This window comes from Mycobacterium sp. E3298, from assembly GCF_001666895.1.
Taxonomy (GTDB): Bacteria; Actinomycetota; Actinomycetes; order Mycobacteriales; family Mycobacteriaceae; genus Mycobacterium.
The window spans coordinates 23,829-33,308 of the sequence record NZ_LZJB01000016.1 but is presented as its reverse complement, the minus strand read 5'-3'; the positions used below and the strand labels follow the sequence as shown (position 1 = coordinate 33,308).

Genomic DNA, 9,480 nt, shown 5'->3' with positions numbered 1-9,480 from the left:
GCCTGGGGGGTCCGCGCGGCGGGCGATCCCGACCTGCCGGTGTCCCGGGTCGCCGTCCGCGGCAGCGCGGCGTCCACGCGGGACACGAAGTCGCGCAGCGGTTCCGGCCGGGGCAGGGCGCCGATCCGCCCCAGCCCGGCGTCGCCCGGCGCGGGCACCAACGCGAACACGTCGAACGCCGGCTCCTCGTAGGGATGGGCGGCGCGCATCGCCGCCAGCACGGCTCCCCGGATCCGCGCGGGCGCGACCACCTCGAACCGATCCTCGGCCACCCGCTCGACGGTGCCGACGCTGCCCACCGCGGGCGACGCCCCTTCGTGCGGCAGGAACTGGCCGATGCCGCTGACACTCCAGCTGCAGTGCGAGTAGTCGCCGATGTGCCCGGCGCCGGCCTCGAACACGGCCGCCTGCACCGCTTCTGAGTTCTCGCGCGGCACGTAGACCACCCACTTGTCGAGGTCGGTCGCGGCCGTCCGCGGCTCCAGCGGTGCTTCGACGGCGAGGCCGAGGGCTTCGGCGAGCGCGTCCGAGACGCCCGGGGCGGCCGAGTCGGCGTTGGTGTGCGCGGTGAACAGCGAACGCCCCGTTCGGATCAGGCGGTGCACCAGCGCGCCCTTGGGCGTACTGGCCGCCACCGTGTCGACGCCGCGCATCAGCAACGGATGATGGGCCAAGAGCAGCCCGCCGTCGGGAACCTCGCCAACGACGGCCGACGTCGCGTCGACCGCCACGGTCACCGACTCGAGCGCATCATCGGGGTCCCCGCACACCAGGCCCACCGAATCCCACGATTCGGCCAGCCCCGGTGGGTAGGCCTCGTCCAGCGCGTCGATCACGTCGGCCAGCCGCACGCTCACGCGCACACCTCCGAGACGGCCTCGACCAGCAGCGGCCATTCCCGGCGCACCGCGGCCCGCAGGTACCGTTGGTCCAGGCCGACGAACGTGTCACAGCGACGGATGGCAATCCCCTTGTCTCGCAGCTTGTTTCGGATCTCAACGGCGTCCGGGCGGCGGAACAGGACGAACGGCGCCCGCCCGTGGACCACCTCGGCACCCACCGACGTCAGACCGTCCACCATCTCGGCGCGCAACTCCGTGAGACGCTCGGCACCGGCCGCCGCTTCGGCGACGGACTGCGGGCCGCAGCACGCCGCGATCGCCGTCAGCTGCAGTGTGCCCACCGGCCAGTGGGCGCGCTGAGCGGTCAGCCGGTCGAGGACTTCCGGTGAGCCCAGGGCGTAGCCCACCCGCAACCCCGCCAGCGCCCAGGTCTTGGTCAGGCTGCGCAGCACCACCACGTCGGGCAGCGAGTCACCGGCCAGCGACTCCGGTTCGCCCGGGATCGCATCGGCGAACGCCTCATCGACCACCAGGATGCGGCCCGGCCGCCGCAGCGCGAGGAGCTGCTCGCGGGTGTGCAGCACCGAGGTGGGGTTGGTCGGGTTGCCGACCACGACCAGGTCGGCGTCGTCGGGGATTCGCACCCCGTCCAGGCCGAACGGCGGCTCGAGCACCACATGGTGCACGGCCACCCCGGCGGCGGTGAGCGCTGCCGCCGGCTCGGTGAACGAGGGCGCGACGATCGCCGCCCGCGCCGGACGCAGGTTGCTCAACAGCGCGAACCCCTCGGCCGCCCCGGCGAGCGGCAGCACCTCGTCGCGCGCCCGGCCGTGCCGCTCGGCGACCGCGTCCTGCGCCACCCGGACGTCCTGGGCGCTCGGATAGCGCGCCAAATCCGGCAGCCGCGCGGCCAGCCGCCGCACCAGCCATTCGGGTGGTTGGGCGTGACGGACGTTGACGGCGAAATCCAGCATCCCGGGTGCGACGGCCTGATCACCGTGATAGCGCGCCGCAGGCGGGGTCAAGTTCAGACTCGCCATCCGAGAAACACTAGTGGGCCGCGCCGGGGCGCGGCAGCGACACCGGCACACCCGGCCGCGGGGCATCGAGGACAATGGTGAGGTGACAGGCTCAACGTCCACCGATCGCCCTTCGCCACGCCTGGCGACCGAGCTGGTGATCTTCGACCTCGACGGCACGCTCACCGACTCCGCGGAGGGGATCGTGGCCAGCTTCCTGCACGCGCTCGAGCAGGTCGGCGTGGACGTGCCGGACGGCGACCTGGTGGCCCAGATCGTGGGCCCGCCGATGGACGACACATTCCACGCCATGCTGGGCGAGGACGCCGAGCGGGCGATCGCGGCCTTCCGCGCCGAATACGCCGACCGCGGCTGGGCGATGAACACCCTGTTCGACGGTATCGAGCCGCTGCTGGCCGACCTGCAGGCCGCCGGCGCCCGGCTGGCGGTGGCCACGTCGAAGCTCGAGCCGACGGCGCGCCGCATCCTGGCCCATTTCGGGCTCGATCGGCATTTCGAGGTCATCGCCGGGGCGAGCCCGGACGGCTCGCGCAAGACCAAGGTCGAGGTGCTGGCGCACGCATTGGAGCAACTGCAGCCGCTGCCCGATCGGGTGCTCATGGTCGGCGACCGCAGCCACGACGTGCACGGCGCGGCCGCGCACGGGATCGACACCGTGGTGGTCGGCTGGGGCTACGGCCGCGACGACTTCCCCGACGGGGCGACCGCCGCCGGCGCCACGGCGGTGACGCACGCCGCGACCGTCGACGAACTGCGGGCGGTGCTCGGTGTCTGAGCGCGAGCCGCTGCACGTGACGTTCGTGTGCACCGGCAACATCTGCCGGTCGGTGATGGCCGAGAAGATGTTCGCCGACCAGCTGCGCCGCCGCGGCCTCGCCGAGGCGGTGCGGGTGACCAGCGCGGGCACCGGCAACTGGCACGTCGGGGAATGCGCCGACGACCGGGCGACCGACGTGCTGCGCGCCCACGGTTACTCCACCGACCACCGCGCCGCCCAGGTCGGCGAGGACCATCTGGCGGCCGACCTGGTGGTGGCCCTGGGCCGTAACCATCTTCGGATGCTGCGCGAGCTGGGCGTCGACGAGGAGCGGGTGCGGATGCTGAGGTCGTTCGACCCGCGTTCGGGCGCCCACGCCCTCGACGTCGAGGACCCGTACTACGGCGACGCGCGGGACTTCGAGGACGTGTTCACCGTCATCGAGGCCTCGTTGCCCGGCCTGCACGCCTGGGTCGACGATCGGCTGGACCGGAACGGATCGCCCTGACATGCGTCGGTTGACGTTCTTGCTGCGGCCCGGCTGGATCGCGCTGGCGCTGGTGGTCATCGCGTTCGCCTACCTGTGCTTCACTGTGCTGGCGCCGTGGCAACTGGGCAAGCACAACCGGACGTCGCGGGAGAACCGCCAGATCGAGTATTCCCTCAACACCGAGCCTGTTCCCCTGAAAACCCTGCTGCCGCAGCAAGGTTCGGCGGCCCCGAACGCGCAGTGGCGCCGCGTCACGGCCACCGGGCACTACCTGCCCGACCTCCAGGTGCTGGCGCGGTTGCGGGTGATCGAGGGCAAACCCGCGTTCGAGGTGCTGGCGCCGTTCGTCGTCGACGACGGGCCCACGGTCCTCGTCGACCGGGGCTACGTGCGGCCCGAGCAGGGCTCCCAGGTGCCGCCGTTCCCCCGCCCGCCCCGGGAACCCGTCACCATCACCGCGCGGCTGCGCGATTCCGAGGCCGTCGTCCCGGGCAAGGACCCGTTCACCCAGGACGGTGTGCAGCAGGTGTATTCGATCAACACCGAACAGGTCGCTGCGCTGATGAAGGTCCCCCTCGCCGGGTCCTATCTCCAGCTGACCGAGGACCAGCCCGGCGGGCTCGGCGTCATCGGCGTGCCGCACCTGGACGCCGGTCCGTTCCTGTCCTACGGCATCCAGTGGATTTCGTTCGGCATCGTCGCGCCGCTGGGTTTGGGTTACTTCGTGTATTCCGAGATCCGCGCCCGCCGCCGGGAAAAGCAACCCCCGGCCGCGGCTGCGCGGGCCCCGGAACCGCCGAAGACCGTGGAGGCGAAACTCGCCGACCGCTACGGCCGCCGCAGGTAACACAGCAGCCCCGCCACGACGGCGGCGCCCGCCTGCACCGTCCGCGACAGCGCCACCGCGCGCCGCAGGTCGGCCACCGTCGGCTCGTGGCCGTCGCCCAGGGTGGGCCGGATCTGCAACTCGTGGTGGTATTGCGTGGGCCCACCGAGGCGCACGCCCAGCGCCCCGGCGAAGGCCGCCTCGACGACGCCGGCGTTGGGGCTGGGGTGCCGGGCGGCGTCACGGCGCCAGGCCCGCACCGCATCCGAAGCCGACCCGCTGACGAAGGGCGCCGAACCTACCACCAGCGCCGCCGTCACCCGGGCGGCGACGTAGTTGGCTGCGTCGTCCAATCGTGCTGCGGCCCAACCGAATCGGGCATAGCGCGCCGAGCGATAGCCCACCATGGAGTCCAGCGTGTTGATGCCGCGGTACGCCAGCACCGCGGGCACCCCGCCCACGGCGGCGCACAGCAGCGGCGCCACCTGGGCGTCGGACGTGTTCTCCGCGACCGATTCCAGCGACGCACGCGCCAGGCCTGCGGCGTCCAGCCAGGCCGGATCGCGGCCGCACAACGAGGGCAGCAGGCGGCGCGCTCCCTCGATGTCCCCGCGTTCCAGCAGTTCCGACATCGCCAAGCCGGTGCGCGCCAGCGAGGTCCCGCCCACCGACACCCAGGTGGCGGCGGCGGTGGCCGCGATCGACCAGGGCCAACCGCCGCGCGCGGCGGCCCGTTGCAGCGCGGCGCCCAGCAGGCCCACCGCTCCCACCAGCACGCCGACGTGCACCACCCCCGCGCCCCTGGCGTCGCGGTAGGTCACGCGCTCCAGCCCCGCCGCGGCCCGGCCGAACACCGCGACCGGATGCCCCCGCGCCGGGTCGCCCAGCGCCACGTCGGCCAGGTAGCCGGCCAGCACGCCGGCCAGCCGCGTCCGCGTCGCCAACACCCTGGCAGCGTCTCACACGCGTGCCGAGCGCTAGGCCATGGCGAAGAGGCCCGCGACGATCACCGCGGCGATCAGCACCACGATCACCCACCAGATCAGCAAGGGTGAGTCGAACGTGGCCGTCGACGCGGTCGCCCGGTGGCGCGCCGGGCCCGTGGCCGGAACGCCGAATGGGGTGCTCATTTTGCTAGGCGTGCCCGTTTTCGGCCGGTTCTAACGTCCGGGTCGTGGTTCACTCGAAGGCATGGCGTCGTCCGCGACGAAGCGGCCCGCGACCCGGGTCGCCGACCTCCTGAACCCGGCGGCACTGCTGCTCCCGGCCGCGAACGTGATCATGCAGTTGTCCTTGCCGGGCGTCGGGTACGGGGTGCTGGAAAGCCCGGTGGACAGCGGCAACGTCTACAAGCATCCGTTCAAGCGAGCCCGCACCACCGGCACCTACCTCGCGGCCGCCACCATCGGGACCGAGTCCGACCGCGCGTTGATCCGCGGCGCCGTCGACACCGTGCACCGGCAGGTCCGCTCGACGTCGTCAAGCCCGGTGCCCTACAACGCTTTCGACCCCAAGTTGCAGCTGTGGGTGGCCGCGTGCCTGTACCGCTATTTCGTGGACCAGCACGAATTCCTGCACGGCCCGCTCGACGACACCACCGCCGACGCCGTCTACCTCGACGCCGCCCGGCTGGGCACCACTTTGCAGGTGCCCGAGGGCATGTGGCCGCCGGACCGGGCGGCGTTCGACGCGTACTGGAAGCGCTCGCTCGACGAGCTGCGCATCGACCCTCCGGTGCGCGAGCATCTGCGCGGCGTGGCGTCGCTGGCGTTCCTGCCCTGGCCGTTGCGGGTTTTGGCCGGCCCGTTCAACCTGTTCGCGACGACGGGTTTCCTGGCTCCGGAGTTTCGCGCGCTGATGCAGTTGGACTGGTCGCTGGGCCGGCAGCGCCGGTTCGAGTGGCTGCTGTCCGCGCTGCGGCTGGCCGACCTCTTCCTGCCGCACGGGGTCTGGCTCCTCGGGTATCAAATCTACCTGTGGGACATGCGATTTCGTGCGCGGCGGGGTTGGCGAATCGTCTAACCCCGCACCGTCGCGAAGAACGCGCGGACGTCGTCGACGAACAGCTCCGGCTGCTCGAACGCCGCGAAGTGTCCGCCGCGCTCCATCGTGGTCCAATGCGTGATGTTGTAGACCGGCTCGCACCAGCTTCTCGGCGCCTTCAGCAGCTCGTGCGGGAAAGCCGCGACCCCCGTGGGTAATTCGACACGGTCCAGCTGCCCGAACACCCTGAAGCTCTCCCAATACAGACGAGCCGACGACGCGGCGGTGTCGGTGACCCAATAGACCATCACGTTGTCGAGCAGCTCGTCGCGGGTGAACGCGTTCTCCGGATGGCCGTCGCAATCGGCCCACGCCCAGAACTTCTCGACGATCCACGCCAGCTGCCCGACCGGCGAATCGGCCAGCCCGTAGCCCAGCGTTTGGGGGCGGGTGGATTGCTGCTTGGAATAGCCGGTGCCCCACTTGCGGTGCTCGGCCATCGCGGCCATCGCCCGCCGCTCCTCGTCCGTCGGGTTCTTCAGGGACTCCGGGGTGGGCCGCCCGATGGGCATGTTGAGGTGGATCGCCGCGCAGTGCCCCTGGTTTCGGCCGATCTGGGTGGTCACGGCGGCGCCCCAGTCGCCGCCCTGGGCGCCGTAGCGGTCGTAGCCCAGGCGGCGCATCAGCGCCTCCCACGCCTCGGCGATCTTCTCCACGCCCCAGCCCGTGCGGGTCGGCTTTCCGGAGAACCCGTATCCGGGCAGCGACGGGCAGATGACGTGGAAGGCGTCCTCTGCACGCCCGGACGCCGGGTTCGTCAGCGGCTCGATCACCTTGTGGAATTCGACGATCGAACCGGGCCAGCCGTGGGTGATCAGCAGCGGGAACGCATCGTCGTGCGGCGATCGCTGGTGGATGAAATGGATGTCCAGCCCGTCGATTTGGGTGGTGAACTGGTCGAAGCGGTTGAGCGCGGCTTCGCGTGAGCGCCAGTCGTATTCGTCGGCCCAGTAGCCGGCCAGCTCGCGGGTGTAGGCCAGCGGCATGCCCTGGCTCCAGTCGTCCACGCATTCGGCTTCCGGCCATCGGGTGCGCGCCAGCCTGGAGCGCAGGTCTTCCAGGACGTCCTCAGGGACATCGATGCGAAACGGTTCCACGGGTTGCTCGTCCACGCTCCTGAGGTTGCCACACCGCCACGGTGCGGGGCGAGCGTAACGCCATGGCGAAGATCGGAGCCGAAAGTCGCCGTGGCGTTACGCCCACGACCGCCGCGAATGGATGAGAGCGCGACAGGGACGCGAACCGGCGAAGCCGGCCGGTTGCCGGGCCGGCACCGCGGGTATCGCGGTCGCTACTCGTACGGCGATCATGGCCACCGCGGTCAACTGAACTGTTCTGCGGACATCCATGTCGACGTGGCGATCAGGTCGCCGCGGTCGAGCGCGGCGGCGCGGTGCTCGTGGACCTTCGCGTACTCCTCCGTGGTGACCATCTCCAAAAACGCTCCCGGCGTCGGGTATTCGACGAGCAGGATCGCGTCCCACCACGGCTCTTGACCCTCGCCGATGACCACCGCGGGGGCGGTGCCGCCGAAGCGAACCTTCGCGCCGACGCGCTCGAGGTGCGGCGCGACCTCCGCCCCGTATTGCAGGTAGCGCTCGAGGCCGCCGGGGTTCTTGAACTTCAGCAGATTGACCATCACCACCGGGGCGTCGGCCGGCCGCGCGACGAGCGCTTTCACCTGCTCGGGGGTGGTCTCTATCGAGGTGCTCATGTGGATCTCCTTGTCGTTGTCAGTGCTGGCTAACCGTGCCGGCGGCCCCACCGCCGATGTAATTGACCGGCCCCGCTTGTTGCGCCTCGGCGACCACCGGGGTCAGGTGGCGGATCATCACCGCGTCGAGGACGGAGTGGAATTGGCCGTCCTCGGTGAAATTGATGTTGGCTCCCTCGACGCGGATGAACACGACCGTGTCCTCGGTGTTGGACTCCGGGCAGACGAAGGTGTGCACGGAGCCGGCCGGCTCGTACAGATACGAACCGGCGGTCTGCGGCTGATCGGGGTACTCGAGGTAGTACCAGCGACCCGAGAGTGTGTAGGCCTCCGCGGTGCCGGTGTGGTAGTGCACCGGCAACTGGGCTCCGGGACTCAAGACGGCCAGCACCACCCAGCAGCCGGCTTCCAAATCGAGGCGAAGCGGCTTGAAGTGCACTCCCGGGGCGAGCGCGTCGCGCAGCAGGGGGTTGTCCCCCTCGTTGACCGTCAGGAGTTCGCCCTGCGGCAGGGCCGCCAGCGGCAACGGCGTTCCGGAGCTTGTCTTGGCCGATGTTGGTTCAGCGGCGAGCGTCATGGTCTTTCCTTGGGCTGCAGTGACTTCCCCCGCATCGGTGGAAGGGCGGTGTTGGTACCGCCGACTCCACGATGCCGAAGTGGCATGCCTTCGGTCTTGACCGTCAGAGACTACCTTTTGGCTTTTGACGACACCGGGGTCCGTTCGCTACTAGCATCCCGGAGCATGTCGGTGGTGCGCGGCACGGCGCTGTCGAACTATCCCGAACTGGTCACCGAGCTGGGCGGTGACCCACGACGGCTGCTGGCGCGCGCGGGGATACGGCCCATGGACATCGGCCATTACGAGGTGTTCGTGCCGTTGCGCGGAGTGGTTTTCGCCTTGGAGTCGGCAGCCGAAGAAACGGCCACACCGGATTTCGGCCGCCGCCTGGCCCGGCGGCAGGGCATCGAGATCCTCGGTCCGGTGGGGGTGGCGGCCCGCACGGCGGCCACGGTGGGTGACGCGATGGCGATCTTCGGCACCTTTCTTGCCGCGTACAGCCCCGCCCTGTCGGTCCGCGCCGCGCCGGTGCCGGACCGTCCCGAACGTTCTTTTTTCGAGTTTCACATCCTCATGGAGCGCCTGCCGCCCGTCATCCAAAGCGTGGAGTTGTCGCTCGGCGTGATCCTGGAGGTGCTGCGGCTGCTGCTTGGCGCCGCGTACTGCCCGCTTTCGGTGCACGTGCCCCATGAGCCGGTCACCCCCGCCGCGCAGTATCGCGAATACTTCGGATGCAGGCCGTATTTCGCGGAGCCGGTCGCGGGGTTCACTCTCCGAACCGCCGACTTGAGCGGCTCGCTCCAGCACGACGAACTGGCTCACCGGGCTGTGGTCGAATACCTCAGCACGCTGATCGGCCCGCGCGGCCCGGACATGAGCCAGTCGGTGCGCACGATCGCCCGGCAGTTGTTGCCTACCGGCGCCGCGAAGCTCGAGGTGATCGCGGCGCAGTTCAACGTCCACCCCAAGACGTTGCAACGCAGGTTAGCCGACGAAGGCACAACGTTTTTCGAGCTGATCGACGACTTGCGGCGCGAAACCGCCGAGCACTACCTGCGCGACACCGACATCGACCTGTCTCACCTTGCCCGAGAGCTCGGCTACACCGAACAAAGCGTGCTGACCCGATCCTGCAAGCGCTGGTTCGGCACCGGGCCGGCGGCCTACCGGCGCGCCCTCAGACCCCGCAGACATCCCGCCTTTTCCTGA

The 9,480-nt window shown here is 70.4% G+C and carries 12 protein-coding genes; 5 read left to right on the top strand and 7 right to left on the bottom strand.

Annotated elements, in window-relative coordinates; all coding sequences use genetic code 11:
- Window positions 1-857: YqfO family protein (locus tag A9X05_RS00850; protein ID WP_067778499.1), on the bottom strand; the 857-nt coding region annotated here is incomplete at its 3' end.
- Entirely contained in the window at window positions 854-1,882 is a 1,029-nt protein-coding gene (gene cobC, locus A9X05_RS00845; protein ID WP_067749692.1) for an Rv2231c family pyridoxal phosphate-dependent protein CobC, read from the bottom strand. The genes cobC and A9X05_RS00850, both read right to left, overlap by 4 nt.
- 82 nt (window positions 1,883-1,964) lie before the next feature.
- Here cobC and A9X05_RS00840 point away from each other — a divergent pair, with 82 nt between their 5' ends.
- The 3 genes from A9X05_RS00840 to A9X05_RS00830 are packed head-to-tail and all read left to right on the top strand — an operon-like array spanning window position 1,965 to window position 3,976.
- The gene (locus A9X05_RS00840; protein ID WP_197498854.1) at window positions 1,965-2,657 is read left to right on the top strand and encodes an HAD-IA family hydrolase; all 693 of its coding nucleotides are present in this window, start codon (window positions 1,965-1,967) and stop codon (window positions 2,655-2,657) included.
- Entirely contained in the window at window positions 2,650-3,147 is a 498-nt protein-coding gene (locus A9X05_RS00835) for a low molecular weight protein-tyrosine-phosphatase (protein ID WP_067749691.1), read from the top strand. Before A9X05_RS00840 ends, A9X05_RS00835 begins: the two co-directional genes overlap by 8 nt.
- A 1-nt stretch (window position 3,148) precedes the next feature.
- Window positions 3,149-3,976: an SURF1 family protein gene (locus tag A9X05_RS00830; protein WP_067778490.1), complete on the top strand. Its 828-nt coding sequence runs from the start codon at window positions 3,149-3,151 to the stop codon at window positions 3,974-3,976.
- Here A9X05_RS00830 and A9X05_RS00825 read toward each other — a convergent pair.
- Window positions 3,958-4,902 (bottom strand): cobalamin biosynthesis protein, encoded by a 945-nt coding sequence (locus tag A9X05_RS00825; RefSeq protein WP_067778488.1) that lies wholly within the window; start codon window positions 4,900-4,902, stop codon window positions 3,958-3,960. The genes A9X05_RS00830 and A9X05_RS00825 overlap by 19 nt on opposite strands.
- 30 nt (window positions 4,903-4,932) lie before the next feature.
- Complete coding sequence (locus tag A9X05_RS30270) at window positions 4,933-5,085, bottom strand: hypothetical protein (RefSeq protein ID WP_156669934.1); 153 nt, start codon at window positions 5,083-5,085, stop codon at window positions 4,933-4,935.
- 61 nt (window positions 5,086-5,146) lie between these two features.
- On the opposite strand from A9X05_RS30270, the gene A9X05_RS00820 reads away from it, so the two are divergent.
- Complete coding sequence (locus A9X05_RS00820) at window positions 5,147-5,977, top strand: oxygenase MpaB family protein (RefSeq protein ID WP_067778486.1); 831 nt, start codon at window positions 5,147-5,149, stop codon at window positions 5,975-5,977.
- On the opposite strand, the gene A9X05_RS00815 is transcribed toward A9X05_RS00820, so the two are convergent.
- The 3 genes from A9X05_RS00815 to A9X05_RS00805 form a co-directional block, all read right to left on the bottom strand.
- Window positions 5,974-7,095 carry an epoxide hydrolase family protein gene (locus tag A9X05_RS00815; RefSeq protein ID WP_067778492.1) on the bottom strand — a complete coding sequence of 374 codons (1,122 nt, stop codon included), beginning with the start codon at window positions 7,093-7,095 and terminating at the stop codon, window positions 5,974-5,976. The genes A9X05_RS00820 and A9X05_RS00815 overlap by 4 nt on opposite strands.
- A 224-nt stretch (window positions 7,096-7,319) precedes the next feature.
- Window positions 7,320-7,712, bottom strand: coding sequence for a DUF1330 domain-containing protein (locus A9X05_RS00810; protein WP_067749702.1), 393 nt, complete (start codon window positions 7,710-7,712; stop codon window positions 7,320-7,322).
- Window positions 7,713-7,731: 19 nt separating this feature from the next.
- Window positions 7,732-8,289 carry a 2,4'-dihydroxyacetophenone dioxygenase family protein gene (locus A9X05_RS00805; RefSeq protein ID WP_067749684.1) on the bottom strand — a complete coding sequence of 186 codons (558 nt, stop codon included), beginning with the start codon at window positions 8,287-8,289 and terminating at the stop codon, window positions 7,732-7,734.
- A 165-nt stretch (window positions 8,290-8,454) separates the two neighbouring features.
- Between A9X05_RS00805 and A9X05_RS00800 the strand changes: the two genes are divergently transcribed.
- Entirely contained in the window at window positions 8,455-9,480 is a 1,026-nt protein-coding gene (locus tag A9X05_RS00800; protein ID WP_067749682.1) for an AraC family transcriptional regulator, read from the top strand.